11 protein-coding genes are annotated in these 18,494 nt (G+C 38.4%); 3 read left to right on the top strand and 8 right to left on the bottom strand.

The window, feature by feature from the left end:
* Positions 1 to 6: 6 nt before the first annotated feature.
* Both AABB81_RS00415 and AABB81_RS00410 read left to right on the top strand, forming a co-directional pair.
* On the top strand, positions 7 to 195 hold the full coding sequence (locus tag AABB81_RS00415) for a cold-shock protein (protein ID WP_342157864.1): 189 nt from the start codon (positions 7 to 9) through the stop codon (positions 193 to 195).
* Between the two features lie 214 nt (positions 196 to 409).
* Positions 410 to 2,230, top strand: coding sequence for a hypothetical protein (locus AABB81_RS00410; protein WP_425287329.1), 1,821 nt, complete (start codon positions 410 to 412; stop codon positions 2,228 to 2,230).
* A gap of 44 nt (positions 2,231 to 2,274) precedes the next feature.
* On the opposite strand, the gene nudK is transcribed toward AABB81_RS00410, so the two are convergent.
* Both nudK and ettA read right to left on the bottom strand, forming a co-directional pair.
* A complete protein-coding gene (nudK, locus tag AABB81_RS00405) occupies positions 2,275 to 2,853 on the bottom strand; it encodes a GDP-mannose pyrophosphatase NudK (RefSeq protein ID WP_342157860.1) in 579 nt (192 codons plus the stop codon).
* A 7-nt stretch (positions 2,854 to 2,860) separates the two neighbouring features.
* Positions 2,861 to 4,552, bottom strand: a complete 1,692-nt coding sequence (gene ettA, locus AABB81_RS00400; RefSeq protein WP_342157859.1) for an energy-dependent translational throttle protein EttA — start codon at positions 4,550 to 4,552, stop codon at positions 2,861 to 2,863.
* Between the two features lie 541 nt (positions 4,553 to 5,093).
* On the opposite strand from ettA, the gene AABB81_RS00395 reads away from it, so the two are divergent.
* Positions 5,094 to 6,632, top strand: a complete 1,539-nt coding sequence (locus tag AABB81_RS00395; RefSeq protein WP_342157858.1) for an alpha/beta hydrolase-fold protein — start codon at positions 5,094 to 5,096, stop codon at positions 6,630 to 6,632.
* A gap of 259 nt (positions 6,633 to 6,891) precedes the next feature.
* Here the strand turns inward: AABB81_RS00395 and AABB81_RS00390 are convergent, their stop codons facing one another.
* The 6 genes from AABB81_RS00390 to AABB81_RS00365 form a co-directional block, all read right to left on the bottom strand.
* A complete protein-coding gene (locus AABB81_RS00390) occupies positions 6,892 to 9,090 on the bottom strand; it encodes a DUF349 domain-containing protein (protein ID WP_342157856.1) in 2,199 nt (732 codons plus the stop codon).
* A 130-nt stretch (positions 9,091 to 9,220) separates the two neighbouring features.
* Complete coding sequence (locus AABB81_RS00385) at positions 9,221 to 9,973, bottom strand: shikimate dehydrogenase family protein (RefSeq protein ID WP_342157854.1); 753 nt, start codon at positions 9,971 to 9,973, stop codon at positions 9,221 to 9,223.
* Between the two features lie 72 nt (positions 9,974 to 10,045).
* Positions 10,046 to 10,867, bottom strand: a complete 822-nt coding sequence (gene murQ, locus AABB81_RS00380) for an N-acetylmuramic acid 6-phosphate etherase (protein WP_342157852.1) — start codon at positions 10,865 to 10,867, stop codon at positions 10,046 to 10,048.
* On the bottom strand, positions 10,864 to 12,273 hold the full coding sequence (locus AABB81_RS00375) for a sodium:solute symporter (RefSeq protein WP_342157850.1): 1,410 nt from the start codon (positions 12,271 to 12,273) through the stop codon (positions 10,864 to 10,866). The genes murQ and AABB81_RS00375 overlap by 4 nt, the downstream gene beginning before the upstream one ends.
* Before the next feature lie 234 nt (positions 12,274 to 12,507).
* On the bottom strand, positions 12,508 to 13,809 hold the full coding sequence (locus AABB81_RS00370) for a sugar MFS transporter (protein ID WP_342157848.1): 1,302 nt from the start codon (positions 13,807 to 13,809) through the stop codon (positions 12,508 to 12,510).
* Positions 13,810 to 13,982: 173 nt separating this feature from the next.
* Positions 13,983 to 18,413 carry a translocation/assembly module TamB domain-containing protein gene (locus tag AABB81_RS00365; RefSeq protein ID WP_342157846.1) on the bottom strand — a complete coding sequence of 1,477 codons (4,431 nt, stop codon included), beginning with the start codon at positions 18,411 to 18,413 and terminating at the stop codon, positions 13,983 to 13,985.
* Positions 18,414 to 18,494 lie beyond the last annotated feature (81 nt).

Raw genomic sequence — 18,494 nt, 5'->3', positions numbered from 1 at the left:
AATACAATGCAAGGAATAGTAAAATTCTTCAATGAGTCTAAAGGTTATGGATTCATTACTGAAGATGGCTCAAACAGCGAACATTTTGTTCACATTTCTGGTTTAATTGACAAAGTTAAAGAAGGAGATGCAGTTGAATTTGATCTAAAGGAAGGTAAAAAAGGATTAAACGCGGTAAATGTAAAGACCATTTAGTATGTGGCTTTAATTTTTTTTTAATGTATTTAAACCTATCCCTCCCGATAGGTTTTTTTGTGCTTTTCAGAAAATCTTGAAAAGAATTCCCAAAACATGACTTATATCAACTAAAATGAATAATCGATTTTTACTTTTGTAGATTGCTGATTAACCTGATATATGGTCATACCCATGAATGATGGTCGACAATAGCAAAACTAAAAAATCAATGATGTCTACAAAACACACATTTCATATCCCTGTTATGGGTACCGGGTTTACCCTTGATACGCCTTTAAAAGTGTCACCCTACGGCATGGACTCCGTTGTTTCTATCGTCGATGATGTTCTTATCGAAAACCTAAGGAAATTCTATTGTGAAAAATTTGAGCTGCCTTACCAGGCCATTACAGACAAGATAGAAGACTTTAGAGCCAAACGAATTACCTCCTATTTAAACTTGTTGCAAGAACTTGCCGAGAAAAAGTTTAAGCAGATCAAGGATTCCACATTGGAAACGAGCATGGAATTCAAAAACTATTTCAACATGTTGCCCGACAGCTCTTCTTTAAAACAAAAGTTTACCGAACTGACACATCAAAATAAGACATGGAAGGAAATTAAAAACTGGGCAGATCAGCATCTTACCATGGGAAGCATTGATGTGAACATCATGACGAAGCTCGATAAAATCAATTATAAAGAAGGTGAAAAGCTACCCAATGAATACAATGATGCACACGCGGCATTAAGGGGTTTTGCACAAAGCAATCTACAATCTTCAGTTGTTTTATCAGCCGGAATGAACCCCAGGCTATACAGTTATATGGAAAATTTTGATGACTTTTTTCCCGACAAGAAAGGGGCAATCAAAAAAAGGATTGTGATTAAAGTGAGCGACTACAGATCTGCCTTGATCCAGGGAAAATTCCTTGCAAAAAAAGGCCTTTGGGTGTCTGAATACCGAATTGAATCTGGTTTGAATTGCGGAGGTCATGCCTTTGCAACAGAAGGTTTTTTAATGGGGCCGATTCTTCAAGAATTCAAAGATAACAGGCAGGAATTGATCGATACCGTCCACAGCGTCCTATTACCAGCCTTAGCCGACAGAAACAAAATACAACCCGACTCACCCTTAGCATTGAAAATTACAGCTCAGGGAGGCGTTGGAACTGAGAAAGAACACCAATTTCTTTTAGAACATTATGATATTGATTCTGTAGGATGGGGTAGCCCTTTCCTTTTAGTCCCCGAAGCTACAACAGTTGATGATGCCACTTTAAAAAAATTGGCTAAGGCGACTGAAGATGATCTCTACCTGAGCAATATTTCGCCTTTAGGCGTTCCTTTTAACAATCTTAAGGGAAACTCAAAAGATCAGGAAAAAGATATAAAAATTGTATCCGGAAGGCCGGGTAGCCCCTGCCCTAAAGAATTTCTGGCCTTGAATAATGAATACGCCGACAAGACGATGTGTACTGCTTCACGTCAATATCAAAGAAACAAAATCAAGGAATTGGATCAGGAAGCCCTGGCTCCTGACGAATACAAAAGCAGATTTCAAAAAATTGTAGAAAAATCATGCCTTTGTATGGGCCTGGGAGAAGCTACTATGCAACTTAACGGTGCAGATTCAGAAAGACCCGCTAAAGGCGTTTCTGTTTGTCCCGGACCCAATATGGCCTATTTCTCAAAAACCATGAGCCTAAAAGAAATCACTGATCACATTTATGGAAGGATCAATCTGATTTCAGAAAAAAACAGGCCCCATATGTTCTTAAAAGAACTCAAACTATATTCAGATCATCTGAAAACCAAGATTGACGAGACCAAGGGTGAACTCAATAAAAGGCAGGAGAAATATCTTTTATCCTTTACTGAAAACATGAAGGAAGGTATAGACTATTACCAACAGCTTTTTTCGAAAATGAAAGATTCGTTTGTATCCTCAAAGTCAAGTATCATGAACGATTTACAAAGTCATATGATGTATCTTGAATATCTGGAGAATCAAATCAAAAATTTAACTGCTGTCCGGCAAGACATAGGATAAAGTTCAAAACGAAATAAAAAGAGCCGACGCCTGGTATTTTAGTGTTACATTATTTTATTAATCACTAGATGCTGTAACAGCATGATCGTTTTGGCATCCTTAATCTCGCCTGAGCCGATCATCGATACGGCCTTTTTAAAATCAACCTCCAGAACGGTAATATCTTCCTGCTCATCTTCGAGTCCACCACCACTATTCACTCTGTCATCATCTTGATATTCAGCAATATACAGGTGAAGGATTTCAGTAACTGCACCAGGAGACATATAGGCCTCTAAAACTTTTTCCACTTTCGAGACGCGAAACCCCGATTCTTCTTCTGCCTCCTTAATCACGCATGTTTCAGGATCATCACCGTCGAGCAGGCCTGCACAGGCTTCTATCATTATTCCTGATTCATTGCCATTAAGGTACGTGGGCATTCTGAACTGAGAAATCAAAATAACTGTTTGCTTCTTCTTGTTGTAAAGCAAAACGGCTGCTCCATTGCCTCTGTCATAAGCTTCTCTCGCTTGCTCCACCCACTTTCCGTTTGGCATTTTATAATCAAAGACCACTTTGTTCAAGGTGTACCAGTTGTCTGACAGCAAAACCATCCTGATATTCTTTACTTTTGAATTCATCGGCAGGTTAACGAATGAGCTTTTTATATTTGATCCTTTTTGGTATCATGTCTCCTCCCAGTCGTTTCTTTTTATTCTCTTCATATTCAGAAAAACTTCCTTCGAAATAATAGACCTGGGAATCCCCTTCAAAGGCAAGGATATGGGTACAAACCCTGTCGAGGAACCATCTGTCATGCGAAATGATAACGGCACAACCGGCAAAGTTTTCGAGACCTTCCTCCAAGGCTCTTAATGTGTTGACATCGAGATCATTGGTGGGTTCATCTAAAAGTAATACATTACCTTCTTCTTTTAGGGTCATGGCCAGATGCAACCTGTTCCTTTCACCTCCCGAAAGCGCTGAAACCTTCTTGTTTTGCTCTGAACCACTAAAGTTAAATCGTCCAAGGTAAGCACGGGAATTTACCATTTTTCCACCCATCATGATCATCTCCTGTTCATCAGAAAAGTTTTGCCAAATCGACTTCTCAGGATCAATATTGGAATGACTCTGGTCGACATATGCTACCTTGGCAGTATCTCCAACCTTAAATTCACCTTTATCGGGTTTTATCTCTTCCATAATCATTTTAAAGATGGTGGTCTTCCCTGCTCCATTCGGGCCGATGATACCTACGATACCATTTGGAGGCAATTTAAAATTGAGGTCATCATACAGTAATTTATCCCCAAAAGCCTTGGAAACACCCACGGCATCTATAACGTTATGACCTAAACGCGGACCATTAGGTATATAGATTTCAAGCTTCTCTTCCTTCTGCCTCTGATCCTGGCTCAACAGTTTGTCATAACTCGATAATCTTGCCTTTGATTTGGCATGCCTGCCTTTTGGCGCCATTCTCACCCATTCTAATTCTCTTTGCAGGGTCTTTTGTCGCTTAGAGGCTGTTTTCTCCTCCTTTGCAAGGCGTTCAGACTTTTGTTCCAGCCAAGAAGAGTAATTGCCCTTCCACGGAATTCCCTCCCCTCTGTCAAGTTCAAGAATCCAACCTGCCACATTATCAAGAAAATAACGGTCGTGTGTTACAGCAATAACAGTACCTTGATACTGAGCAAGATGATGTTCAAGCCAATGAACAGATTCTGCGTCGAGGTGATTCGTAGGCTCATCGAGCAGCAGCACATCCGGTTGCTGAAGCAACAACCTGCACAAAGCCACCCTTCTCAGCTCACCTCCGGATAAATTTTTAATAAGGGCATCACCATCAGGAGTTCGTAATGCATCCATGGCAATTTCGAGTTTTGTATCCAGCTCCCAGGCATTTTGCGCATCAATTTTATCCTGAAGCTCAGCCTGTTGGGCCATCAATTTTTCCATTTTATCAGCATCGGAATAAACCTCCTCAAGACCAAACATATCATTGATCTTGTTGTACTCATCCAAGATGGCAACTGTTTCGGCAACTCCTTCTTTTACAATATCCATAACCGTTTTACTCTCGTCCAGAACTGGTTCCTGGGTCAGATAACCCACAGTATAATTAGGAGCGAAAACAACATCTCCCTGATAATTTTTATCCAGGCCAGCGATGATTTTTAACAAGGTTGATTTTCCTGAACCGTTTAAACCCAGAATACCAATCTTGGCACCATAGAAAAAACTTAAATATATATTTTTAAGGACCGGCTTATTGGCTCCCGGATAGGTTTTACTAACTCCCGACATGGAGAATATCACTTTCTTATCATCTGACATACTAAACGTAATTTAATTTTACTTTTTGGCTTACAAATATAACAATCACTTTTATTAATTCTATTCAGTAATTGATCTTTAAAAAAACTCAAAACCGTTTTGACTTTAAATCGACCTGCTCTAATTGGGTAAAACTGTTTTATTTAACCTGTAAAAAAAGGTTAAAGCATCTTGCAAAAGCCTGGATCAGATTCAATTAAATCATAATTAAAACTTAACATAAACTTTAGTAAAGAATTAATATATATTTGGATATCAATATTTTATATGATAAATATAATATTTTTTAGTATGCTGAACAGTTCTATAAATCAGGGACATATCGTTGCGAGCCACAAGTAACTTTTACAATAAATAATCGGTGTAAGTATTTTGGCTGAAAGCATATATTAAGAAGCACGGCTTCACTTTCTACATCCTGTGTTTTCTTAACAACAATTTTACAATGATTAATTTATAGCTATATTTAGCCTGCATTTAAAGAGGCATAAAGCCTCTAAATCAAATTAAAAAGACTAACCAAAAATTATCCTGTTTAAACATGTTCAAGACAAATCGAATCCTGTGTATACTGACACTGCTCCTCAGCTTATTAAATCAACTCACCGCCCAAACAAAACACCATGAATTATCTATCGAAGTAGCTGTCGACAACTCGCTTAAGGAATCCTTTCAAACGCAGGGACGGCTTTTTGTTTTTCTAAGTGAGCATCCAAACCTGGAACCCATGAAACAAATTTGGCCAAATCCCTATAGCAGGACACATATTTTTGCCAGAAATATTGACCATGTTAAGGAAGGAGCGTCTTTACAACTCAATCACAAAGATGCATGGATCAAAACTACCGACTGGAACCTCAATGAAATTCCTGAAGGCACTTATTATGTCCAACTCCTTTGGGACCAGGATACTAAAGAAAGCAGAACAGATGCTCCCGGAAATCTGCACACCCAAAAGCAAGAGATCATTCTGGATAGCGATCAGCATGTCAAATTTATTCTCAATCAAAAAATTGAGCCACGAACCATCACAGAGCATGAATTATCAAAATTGATCGTTTTAAAAAGCGATACTTTGTCAAAATGGTGGAATAAACCTATGCATTTGAAGGCCTCTGTTTTGCTCCCGCATAATTATGATATAAACAAGGCGTATCCCATTAGATACAATGTTGCAGGATACGGAGGGCGCTATACGCGCATCAATCGTCTTATTTCAAATAAAACCTTTATGGATTGGTGGGATTCAGATGATGCACCTCAAATCATCAGTGTATTCCTGGATGGAGAAGGCCCTTTTGGAGATTCTTATCAAATGGACTCTGACAACAGCGGGCCCTATGGCTATTCGCTGATTCATGAGTTAATTCCCTTTATTGAAAAATCTTATCGGGGAACAAATTCCATGACTACCCGATTTGTTGACGGCTGCTCTACGGGAGGATGGGTTTCATTGGGCTTGCAATTGTATTACCCCGATGTATTCAACGGAGTTTATTCGTACAGTCCTGATGCTATTGACTTTGAAAATTACCAATTGATCAATATTTACAATGAATCGAACGCCTATATCAATGAATTCGGATATTTAAGGCCAATCATGAGAGATGTGAATGGGGAACCTTTGCTTTCATTAAAAGATTTTATAGCCTATGAAAATGTCTTTGGCCAGTCAAATACCTATTTGAATTCCGGTGGGCAATTTAGTGCCCATACGGCCCTGTACAGCCCTAAAGGTATCAATGGCTTACCCAAACCCATGTTCGACCCAAAAACAGGAGAAATCGATTCATTAGTAGCTAAAGCCTGGGGAAAATATGATTTTAAAAAGTATGTAAAAACAAACTGGGCTGAATTAGGACCTAAATTACAGGGAAAAATATATATCTGGATGGGTGATATGGATGAATTTTACCTGAATACCGGAACCAGGGGGTTCGATGAGTTTATAAAAACAACGAGCGACCCAAAATCAGATGCTGTTATAGAGTTTACGCCTATGGAAGGTCATTGCTGGCAATTTTCGCACAAAAAAGTATTGCTTAAAATACAAGACAGGATTCATGGAATGCAAGATTAAAACATTGTTCAATTCAATATTAAACTATGATCTCTATTTAAGAAAAACAACTATGCTTGTATCACTAAGATCAAAACTGCAGGAAGGATTAAGTTCCTCGCTAATCATTTTGACGAGACCAGTATACTTATGTTCGCCAGGTACATGCAAGAACTGACAAACTATGAAGACAAGCATCCCGGTTTGTTCCAACATCAATAGCAAGACCCAGACAGACGATTGATCAACAAAAAAATCCCGCTTTAGAGCGGGATATTTATTAGTATTCCAATTTTTTCATATAATCGATTTTCCTCTTCCAGATCTCAAGCGATTTTTTATACTCTTCAATATTATTGTATACATTTCTAACAAGGGGGTTATCCTCACTTGCATTTGAAATAAAACTAATATTATTCTCCAATTGCTTGATCTCCTTGGTTATATCATCTATTTTTCTTCTAATGAATAATTGTTCACTATCCAGTTTTCTCATGTTTCTTTGATCAACCATGGCGTTTACCGAGCTTTTAAATCTCAAAAAAGCCACTTCATCCTTATCAAGATCCAATTTTTTATAAGCAGTATCCAGCAATTTATGAAATTTCGCATCAAGGTGCTTCACCTTTTGAGGCAGAACGCCGAGAGTTCTCCAATCATCAAGACCCTTCTGCACGAATTCAAGTGTTAGTTCTTTCCCTGACTCGATCTGTTCCTTCAGCGACTCCATGAATTCTTTCTTCTTATCAATGATCGCCGATTGGTCTTTGTCCATCACGTTTTGCTTTTCGTGCAACCTGTCAAAATAATGATTACAAGCATCTTTAAAACGTTTCCAAATCTTATCTGAATCCTGTCTTGGCACATGACCAATCTTTTTCCACTCAGCCTGAACTTTTTTAAAAACCTCGGTTGCAATATCCCATTCTTCACTGTCTTTTAAGGATTCAGCCTGTTCAACAAGTGTCATTTTCTTTTTTAAATTTTCTACCTGGTCTTTTTTTATTCCTTTGTAAAAATTATTCTTTTTCGCATTAAAATCTCGCGTAGCTTCTCTAAAAAGTTGCCAGATCTCCTCGTTTTTTGTTTTGGGAACCTTTCCAATAGCAAAGAACTTGTCTCTCAATGCCTCAAGTTCCTTAATACTGGCCTGCCAGTCTTTATGGTTTTTGTTTTTCTCAATATCAATCGCCTTGATCTTATCGATCACTTCCAGTTTCAAATCAACATTAGCCTTGAATTTTTCATCCAGCTTATCCTGGTAAGCATGTCTTCTTTTATGGATCTTCTTCGTTGCTTCGCTAAATTTATGCCAAACTTCTTCCCTAAATTCACGGGCAACGGGCCCGATATCTTCTTTCCACATCCTGTGCAGCAACTGTAATTCCTTAAAGGCATGATTTACATCCTCTTCCGCGGCCAAAGCTTCAGCTTTTTCTATAAGTTTTGATTTTTCCTCAAAATTATGTTTAAAATCCAGATCCCTGAAATCATTGTTTAAATGGAGGAGGTCATAAAATCTTTCAACATGATGGTGATACGTTCTCCAAACATCATTGTATTTTCCATGCGGAATCTGCCCCACTTCCCTCCAACGATCCTGAAGGTTTTTAAAATCCTTATACATACTGGAGGGTTCTGCATTATCGATCAAATTTTTAAGTTCATCAATAAGCGACAATTTTAATTCCAGATTCTCCTTCTGAACTCTTTCCAGATCCTTATAAAATTCCTGACGCTTTCTCTTGTATTCATTCAAAAGCTCGTCAAATTGACGCTTCACTGGTTCAGAATAACTAAAATCTGCCACCTCTCCTCCGGCTTTAACAAAGGCTTCCTTTTGTTCCTGAATAAGAGCCTTGAATTTTTTTTGAAAAGCTACCTTCAAGCTTTCCAGCTGATTTCTAACGTCTTTGATATCAAACTCCGTTAGAAGTTTTTGCATCATCTGAACAATCCCGTCAAGTGATAAAACCGCCAAATCAAAAGCAGGAATTTCCTTGACATCCGATTTTGAAGGAACCGTTTCTTTTAACGCTTCTTCTTTTGCATCCTCATCAACTCCCGCGGATCCCGATTCAAAAGATGACTTATCATTCCCTGAATCCCCTTCAGGAGCTTCTTTGACTGCTAATTTATCTTCTTGATTTTCAGCATCATTTTCTTTACCGGTCTCAACTACTTTATCCTTCTCCTGTTTTACAGGTTCTTCAACTTTCGATTCAATCTCTATTTCGTCTTCAAGCTCTTCAACGACGCCACTTTTCATAATTTCATCAGCCTTTTGACCTGATTCACCCCCAATGTTTTCCGGTTCCTGAATTCCATCCATTTCTGTTTCCAAGACAACATCTTCCTTCTCATTATCATCAGCAACAATTTCCTTTCCTTTTGATTTTAAGGGAGTTTCTTCATTTTTCCGGCTTGCTCCTCCTGAGGTTGATTCTGATGACAACTTATCATTATTTACGTCTAACATTGTTTCATGTTTAAGGTTCCTAAAATATATTTTAAAAAAGGTTTGAAAGATACTAATAGCATGGCAAAGCGCAAAACTATGTTAAAAATAAGATGTGTTTATTTTTTTAGATCACATCCTTCAGCAAGTACTAAGAATTCCAAATAGCCCATGACCTGTCGGCTTGAAAAGCCAACATAGAACTGCCATTTGAAATAATGGCACCGGCTTTTTCACCCATTTTAAGAAATGCAGTCTTTTCGGGATTATAGATCAAATCATACAACAAATGTTTGCTCGTAAGAAACTCATAAGGCAGGTCAGGCTTGGCATCAATCTCGGGAAATGTACCTACAGGGCTGCAATTAATGATGATTTCATGCTCCTGCATCATCATGCTATCTATATCCTGATAACTGATCATATCCTCAGACCTTTTGCTTCGTGAAACAAACAAAAAAGAAATCCCCAGTTTACGCAATACATGGGCTACAGCCTTCGAAGCTCCTCCGGTTCCAAGAATCAAGGCGCCTTTTTCATTACCTCTCCAACAGGACTTAAGAGAGGTTTCAAATCCATAAGCGTCGGTATTAAACCCTTTGAGCCTTTTATCATCAAGAATCTTAATTGTATTGACCGCTGCAATACTTCGTGCTTCCTCATCAATCTCATCGAGAAAAGGAATGATACTCTCTTTATAAGGAATGGTCACATTGAGTCCGCCTAAAATATCGAGATCCTTCATCACCTTACTTTTAAAATCTTCAATTTTCCGTAAATCGTAATTTACATATTCATAATGTTTCAGGCCAAGAGCGGCGAATTTTTCAGTAAAATATTTTTTCGAAAATGAATAGGAAATATCCTTTCCCAATAAACCAAATCTCTTTTCTATTTTTGACATCTTGTGTGTTATAAACCTTCACTGGGGGTCAATAGCTGATCACGCCAGGAGATATTTTTTAGTGCTTTTCTTCTATTTTTTTTCTCGTCGATAATGTTCAATGGCCGACCTCACACTTTCATGCTTTAATAACAAGGTCTTTGCCAGAGCCTTGTCGATTTGTAAGGCATCCGCCACCATCATTGTTCCTCTCTGGACGAGTTTCTCATTGGTCAATTGCATATCAACCATTTTATTTCCTTTAACCCTACCCAGTTTGACCATTACAGAAGTAGAGATCATGTTTAATACCAGTTTTTGAGCAGTGCCCGATTTCATTCTGGTGCTTCCGGTGACAAATTCAGATCCAACGACAACCTCAACAGGATAATTTGCTTCAATGGCAACCTGTGAGCCCTTATTGCATGTTACACATCCGGTAAGAATACCGTTTTTATTCGCCTCTCGCAAACCGCCAATTACGTAAGGGGTCCTTCCGGATGCGGCTATTCCAATAAGCACATCTGTTGAATTAATGTCATAAGCTTCAAGATCTTTCCAGGCCTGTTCAAAATCATCCTCGGCATTTTCAACGGCTTTTCGCAAAGCTCCGTCACCTCCAGCTATCAGGCCAATAACCCAATGGTCTGGAACACCATAAGTTGGAGGACATTCAGATGCGTCCAAAACACCCAGCCTTCCACTCGTACCTGCGCCGATATAGAAAAGCCTCCCCCCTTTTTTAAATCGTTTTACAATCTCCAGGACCAAAGGTTCTATTTGCGGAATAGATTGTTCTACGGCAATTGCCACTTTCTTGTCTTCATTATTCATATTGACAAGCAGGTCCTTGACGCTCATGTCTTCCAGGTTGTCATAGTAAGAAGATTGTTCTGTTGTGGATCCGGAAATCATAGTTGCTTTTTTTGTTTGATCATTAGTAATCCCAATATCGTAAATAATCCGTTTACCGCTATACTGATAAATCCAAAATCAAAATTAAATCTTTTTTTAAGGTAAATGCTCAGTAAGTACGTTAATACGGGGGACACAATACAGATTAACGGCACCCATTTATCCTTGACCGCTACCGATGAAAACATACCAAGCAAATACAAGCCGAGCAGCGGGCCATATGTATATCCGGCAACGTTGAATATAATCGAAATAATATCTCCTCTACTCCCCGAAAAAATCATGATGATTATAAAGACCACCACCGAAAAACCAAAAAGAACCTGATTTTTCATTCTTTTCTTCTCCTTGCTGGATTTTTTGGAAATATCCAGAAAATCATAAGTAAACGAAGTTGTTAGTGCGGTTAAGGCCGAATCGACACTCGAAAAAGAAGCGGCAATAATCCCCAGTAAAAAACTCACTCCGGCCACAAGCCCTAAATGATTTATGGCCAGGTTAGGGAATAATGTATCGGTATCCAGAAATTGGCCTTGCTCCCCTTTTGGCAGCAACACCTGAATACTATCAGCATATATATATAACAATATTCCAAGGCCTAAAAACAAAAATTGGGTCAAGGCAAGGATCAAACTAAACGTAAGGGTGTTTTTCTGGGCATCCCATCTGTTTTTACAGGTGAGCGTCTTTTGCATCATATTTTGGTCTAACCCCATCATCGCAATGGCTATCAGGACCCCTGCCATAAACTGTTTAAAAAAATTATTTCCCGATTTATGCTCCCAGTTAAAAACTTTGAAATATTTATGTTCAACCACTTTGGTAACCGACTCGCCCATGGTCAGGCCCATGGTGGTTGTAATTGAATAAATGGTAACCACGGCAGCCATTATCAAAAAGAAGGTCTGCATGGTATCTGTCCAGACTATGGTCTTGATTCCAGACTTGTTCGTATAGAGCCACACCAGCATCAAAATAATCACTACAGTCACAAAAAATGGAATTTGTAATTTATCAAAAAAAGCGAATTGCAAAATCTTAGCTGCCAATAACAGTCTGAGAGATGCGCCAAATGATTGAGAAACAAGAAAAAATAAAGACCCCGTTTTGTAAGTACTGTTGCCAAACCTGTCATTTAAATAACCATAGATGGAGACCAGTTTTAAACGATAATACAGGGGAATGAGCACAAAGGTTATAAAAAGATAGCCTACGACGTTCCCCAAAATAAATTGAAAAAAATAGAAGTTGTTGTTACCCACCATTCCCGGCACGGAAACAAAGGTCACTCCCGAAAGTGCGGCCCCTACCATCCCAAATGCTACAAGAAACCAGGGAGATTGACGGTCGCCCGTAAAAAATGATTCATCACTTCTGTTTCTTGAAGTAAAATAGGATATGGCCATAATAAGGCCGAAGTACAAAGCGATAATGCTAAATATTAAAAAAGTGCTCAATATGAATAGATGTGTTATCCTTCAAAAATAGGTTCCCCCTTCGTGATATAAAAATAAAAAAGCCATTATTTCAAAACATATAGCAGGGAGCAGTTTCTCAGGCTACTCCCTTTGCTATACTTACTCAAACAAAAGATTGAAATTTGTGTGGATTTCAATAGAAAAAAAAATTAAAAATCCTTTTTAACTCCAGGATTTGATCTTATGGCCTTTAAAAGCATAAAGAAAGATAATGATATAGGCAGGAAGCAATATCCAGTAACCTTGATTGGCCGAATGAGCTGTGGCAACCACTTCCTCCATTCCATCAGCCAAATAAACTTCCTTTAAATAGTCAACCAGTTTTCCGTATAATGGCGTGAGAATAGCGCCTCCTGAAATAGCCATGATAAGAAAAGCAGCTCCTGTTTTAGTGAATTTCCCCAGACCGTCGATGGCCAGAGGCCAGATAGCAGGCCATACAAGGGCATTTGCAATACCCAAAGATGCCACGAGCAAAACAGAATTAAAACCAGAGGTGTTGACAATCACCAAACTAAGCACGATACCAAGTATTCCGCTTAATTTCAAAGCAGTTGTCTGACTCATATATTTGGGGATAAGGATAACTCCCAGGCCATATGTCCCAACCATGGCAAATAAAGTAAATGTAGTAAACCATTTGGCCTCTGAAACCGGCATTCCGAGTGACAGGCCATAAGCAATGATCGAATCTCCTGCAATAACTTCAACCCCGACGTACATAAACAAGGCGATGACACCTAAAATCAATTGAGGGAACTGGAAAATACTGGTTTTTGCCGATTTTCCTTTAACTTCATCCTTTATGGGAGTCGCTTCAACATGGGGCAAAGGTGCCTTGCGAATCATAAATCCAAGAATCATCAAAACGACAGCCATAACCAGATAAGGCACAAATACGCTATCGGCCATGGTGTCCAGCAATTGATTTTTTTCCTCACCACTAACCGTTTTCAGTTTTTCGTTGACCTCATCGATTCCAGAGAGTAAAAGGGCTCCAAATATCAACGAACCAAGTGCGCCTGCAACTTTATTGGCAATACCCATAACCGAAATTCTTTTGGCCGCACTTTCAATGGGCCCAAGGATCGTTACATATGGATTTGCAGCAGTTTGCAAAAGCGTCATTCCCGCTCCCTGTATAAAAATACCAAGTAAAAACAACCAGTAGGTTCTTGCATTTGCAGCAGGAATGAAAACAAGGGCCCCTATTGCCATAACAAATAAACCAATTGACATTCCTTTTCTATAGCCTGTTTTAGCCAGGATTGCAGAAGAGGGTAAAGCCATTACCACAAACGAAATATATGAGGCTGAAGCTACCAAATATGATTGGGCAGCGGTTAGCTCATTAATGGTTTTCATAAAAGGAATTAGTGCTCCATTGATCCATGTTACAAATCCAAAAATAAAAAATAAGGCTGCAATGATCATTAAGGGCACAAAAGAAGATGATTTAGACATATCCTGGGTTTTAAGGTAACTGTTAATTATTTTGATCGATGGGGAAAATTCTGAAATAAAAATAAGATTTAATTATCTACAGTTGACTTATTTTTCTATAAAAAACAAAAATCCTTAGATAGATGACAAAATTAAGGCAGGGTAAGATGAGATTCAACTTATGGTAAAATGGTTTATTCCAACTTTGGACTACCCGCTTTTTCCTCCTTTTCTTCTTGCCTGACAATTTTCTTAACTGCCCGTACACTGTCTCTTTGACCTTTAGTCATTTCCTTTTCTTCATCAGTTTTCTTCAAACCGAGTTTTTCTACAAATTCTTCCGCATCATTGAAATCGAAACGATAGGAAATTCCAATTCCCTGAGTATATCCTTCCCCTTCGATCACATCAAACTGGATCTCATTTTGTCTGTTGTAAAATTTTGCCTGGAATGTTTCTGTGCGGTTCAATGGCACTTTTACTTCGACCTCACCAATGACATTCGAATTCGTATTGGAACCTACCGGAACACCGACCTTTCCACTCACGACTACTTTATCCGCAATTCTACCAGAAACTTCCAAGCCGAGCTGATCATCGGTGGTAACATCCTGAACACTATTGTCAGTTCCTATATCGTAGGTTACGCCCACTTCAAAATTTTCATTCTCACTTTCGAGCATATTCGAAAGAAGCTGGGATGCCTTTTGAGCCAGTGTTCCTGCAATGGCTGCATTGCCGTCAAAATTTGTTCTTTTGTTCTCTGTCCTGGCGAATGCACCTGTGGCCAAAAGAGAAAAGAACTGGGTTAGTTTATCATCCTCGTTTCTCAACTTGAAATCAAGTTCACTGGCCACCACTGAACTCGCATTGGGAATTTTTACGTCAAAATTGAAATTGGGAGCAGACAGGTTTCCCGTAATCTTGGTATATAGTTCAACATCAATTTTTCTGGAACTGGCAATTTCATCCAGCAGTACCGAAGGATTTGCCCTGGTATAATTGATGGCAGTGATATTTACTTGAGCGTCATACGGATTCCCGTCCCAAACAATGGTGCCTCCTTTTTGCACCTCAAAATTCTTGTTGACTATATTTTTAAACTGATACTCTCCGTTATCAACAACAAGGTTTCCATACATTTCGAATTTTCCGTTCGTATCAATATTCAAGGTTAGATCACCATCTCCCGAACCTCTGAGAACACTTCCGGTAGCCTTGTCTAAAACAATCTGCGCCAGGGCATCCCTGGTAACTTTCAGCCTGAAATTTAAACTGAGTCCCTTTAATTTTTCAAATACAATTTCCTTTCTTTCCTCACCTTCCTCAGGCTCGAAATTCTCAAAGTGTATCAATTTTGAACTATTTACGGTACTTACGTTGCCCAAAGGAACAATAAATTCAGTTCCGGGATTTGTGGTTCCGTTTACATTGATTTCAAGATCATCTGTATAGCCTTTTAAAGTGGTACTGCCACTAAGGAAACCGGTACCGTAATACAAGGCTCCATCTTTGTCCTCAGTATTGAGTACCAATAAATTATTTGTTGTCAGGGCCAAGTCGAGCTGCCACTTCTTAAATTCGGTATGCGTAATAGTTCCGTCAATAATACCTCTTGTTTTTTTAGCGCGGTCAACCACGTTAAAAGACTGAAAATTAAAGGTGTGATCATAAAGTTTAACCACCGACTCACCGTCAAAATCATAGTTTACATTCAGATACGGCAGTTCCAGTCCAGATTCTACCAGCGTAATTTCCCCGCCAATATCAGGATTGGCCAAATTACCTGTTAACATGGCTTCTCCACTTGCATAACCCCTGATATTTGTCAAAACATTTTTACCCAAAGGACTAAAGCCATTGATTCTGAACCTGTCTAAATTCACCGACGCTAAAATGGTTGGTTCCGCACCACTTAGATCGATCGCTCCCTGCGACTGAAAGGTCTTAAGATCACTATTGATCAAAGTCAGATCAAAGGTGTAATTTCGAATATTCTGATCAGAAGCAGCTTTAAAATTAAGATCACCGTAATAATCATCATTAATGCTGAAATAATTGATGGTCAGGTCGGCAATTGGCAAGGTTTTCTTATTTATGGTTCTCAAATTGATGGAGCCATTAACTTTGCCATCAATTGCTACGCTGTCTATAGAAGGAGTAATGTCTTCCAGGTTTACATTACTTAGCCTCAGGTCTATATTCTTTTCTTGGTCCGCGGTGATCAATCCGGCCAAATGAACTTCCTGATTCCCTGTAATCATATTAAAATTATCAATAGCATAGGTCATAATATCTTTGTCATACACGACCTTGTTTTGGTCGTTATTCTCCGGATTGATGTACCAGGTATTCTCTTTAAAGTTAATTTCTGACTTTTTCATCCCCCAGACCGATTGATTGTTTTCATTGAAGGTGTGATAAAAGCTTAATGCATAATTTTCTTTCTTTTCCCTTCCGCCAATCATATCAGCCCTCATAAACAAGGTATCATTTAACATGACATTGACCAGATTGATCTCAGAAAGGTTATAATATTTTGAATCTATTTCATCTATACTCAAAAGTGTATTAAACAAGGGGTTTTTGTTATCAACCTGTAAATTGATTCCATCAACTACATAATCAAAAGCTTCGATTTTTGGTGACTTGACAGTAAGATTGAAAATATCCTCATCAGAATCAATGGCTCCCCTGATAAACGAATCAGGGCTTAAAATCAGATCCGGAAAAAATACGTCTACAATTTTGCTGTGTATATTAAATCGAAAATCAAGGAATTGACCGGGAGTTACCTTCTCCTTCTCGTAATTCATAAACAAACTCCCCAAAGAATTCATTCCAAGTTTTTTCAATTGACGGTAACTGAAATTTCCTTTGATAAAACCGTTGACAATATCCGTTGAATTTACCTTTACTTCCCTTATCGTATCCCTGTTCTCTGATGTGATGGTAAAATCCTTAAAATAATAATCATCATTCTGATTAGAATAAGAAGCGTCTTTAAAACTCAATACGCCTTCTATATTGTCAAGGCTGCTTCCGGTTAGATCCATTTCAATACTACCCTTAAGTATTGATTTTTCGTCCCTTGTGAATAAATTCAGCTTTACAAAATCAGCGTGGGCTATATCTGCCTTGAAGTTGAATTTTTTGATTTCAGAAAGTTCAGCAAGCCCCTTGAATTCCAACTTGATATTAGGGTCATTCACGCTTAAAACACCATCAAATTCTTTATCCCGAAGCACCCCGTTTATATCTATATTAGTATAGGTATACCCCTTGTATTGATGTTTTGAAATATGTCCTTTTACACCTATACTAATCTTGTCGATTGAAAAACCCTGCCCTTCTACCTCACCAACCATCGAAAAATCTCCAATCAAAGTATCCTTTACGAATTCACCAAGTTTGAAGTCAACCAGTTCTATCTTGCCCTTATAAGAGGCCAGGTCGCCCTTATCAATATCTTTGAGGTTCAAATCCACATCCGACATTCCCATCTGTGCTATGGTTCTCAATTTAATTTCAACTGATGAACGCGTAACAGCCACTTTGCCACTACTTGAAAAATAACCGATTTTTTCAAGTGCCTTCGGGATCTTGGCACCTAATAAATCAGGAAGCAAATTGATCAAATGATCATAATTTGAACTAATTTCTTTAATATCTCCGGTTAATTTGAAGTGATCGCGATCAAGTATGTTTTGCAGGTGAACATCCCCCCTAAGAGAAGAATGCCTGTCTGACTCCAGGGCTATATCCTCAACAACAAAGTCATTGATGGTACCATTTACCTTCGCAGAAAAATGGATTTTATCATGTTTCCCAAACTGCCCGTAAAACTTTTTCAAATCAGACAGCACGATATCCCCTTGTTTAAAATCGGCTTCGATTTCCACTTTATTGGTAAAGTCAGAGAGGTCTCCTTTGTTATAGTTAAAAACCACATCCGCCAATAATTCAGACCCATCAGTGGTGAGCCTTGACTCCAGAAATTCCATTCTAGTGTCAGAATAACTAAAATTTGTACTGAATCCTGTTATAGCTATATCGTGATTTTCGATAACTTTTATGTCCCTGGCATTTGCACTTACATTTGATCCCACAATATTAAATTGCTCAAAGTCACCCTGAATTTCCTTGTAGGAGACAACAGCATCTTCCTTTTTATTTTTGTCGAACAAAATAAAATCAACGTTGTTAACGCTAATCTTTGAAGAAGACATTTTGAATGTCTTGGAACTTTCAATCGTATCATTCTGGAATTTATTGACAAAAACAGAAAGATTATTGAGCTTTTCATCTTTATATGTCTTCAGCACGAATACGCCTTTCTGAAGATATATATCTCCAAAATTAAGTTCTCCCCCGAATATATGACGGTAATTCAATATTGAAGTTGACAGCTCATTGACAGCAATGAGCGTATCTGCATGATGATCTTTGATGAGGACGTTTTTTAAAGATACATTTCTGATAGTCGAAAGATCCAATTTCTCTATATGAATACTGGTTCCGTAGGACGCGTTAACTCTATTCGTCACAAACACAGCCAGCCAGGTTTGAACACTGGAAAGCGAGAGTATAACACTCAACATCACCAGTATAAAACTGCCGATCAAAAAGATACGAATTGCTATTCTTTTAAAACGCTTGATAATTATTTATTTCTAAATTTGCATTTTTAAAAGTACAATATTTGT

It is taken from the genome of Lutimonas vermicola (assembly GCF_038433205.1).
Lineage (GTDB): Bacteria > Bacteroidota > Bacteroidia > Flavobacteriales > Flavobacteriaceae > Lutimonas > Lutimonas vermicola.
The sequence above is the reverse complement of the archived record's forward strand: the minus strand, read 5'-3'. Positions and strand labels throughout refer to the sequence as shown.

Coding starts and splice junctions, on each gene's coding strand:
- AABB81_RS00415 (WP_342157864.1), top strand. CDS start 7: ATGCAAGGAATAGTAAAATTCTTCAATGAGTCTAAAGGTTATGGATTC.
- AABB81_RS00410 (WP_425287329.1), top strand. CDS start 410: ATGTCTACAAAACACACATTTCATATCCCTGTTATGGGTACCGGGTTT.
- nudK (WP_342157860.1), bottom strand. CDS start 2,853: ATGAATTCAAAAGTAAAGAATATCAGGATGGTTTTGCTGTCAGACAAC.
- ettA (WP_342157859.1), bottom strand. CDS start 4,552: ATGTCAGATGATAAGAAAGTGATATTCTCCATGTCGGGAGTTAGTAAA.
- AABB81_RS00395 (WP_342157858.1), top strand. CDS start 5,094: ATGTTCAAGACAAATCGAATCCTGTGTATACTGACACTGCTCCTCAGC.
- AABB81_RS00390 (WP_342157856.1), bottom strand. CDS start 9,090: ATGTTAGACGTAAATAATGATAAGTTGTCATCAGAATCAACCTCAGGA.
- AABB81_RS00385 (WP_342157854.1), bottom strand. CDS start 9,973: ATGTCAAAAATAGAAAAGAGATTTGGTTTATTGGGAAAGGATATTTCC.
- murQ (WP_342157852.1), bottom strand. CDS start 10,867: ATGATTTCCGGATCCACAACAGAACAATCTTCTTACTATGACAACCTG.
- AABB81_RS00375 (WP_342157850.1), bottom strand. CDS start 12,273: ATGGCCATATCCTATTTTACTTCAAGAAACAGAAGTGATGAATCATTT.
- AABB81_RS00370 (WP_342157848.1), bottom strand. CDS start 13,809: ATGTCTAAATCATCTTCTTTTGTGCCCTTAATGATCATTGCAGCCTTA.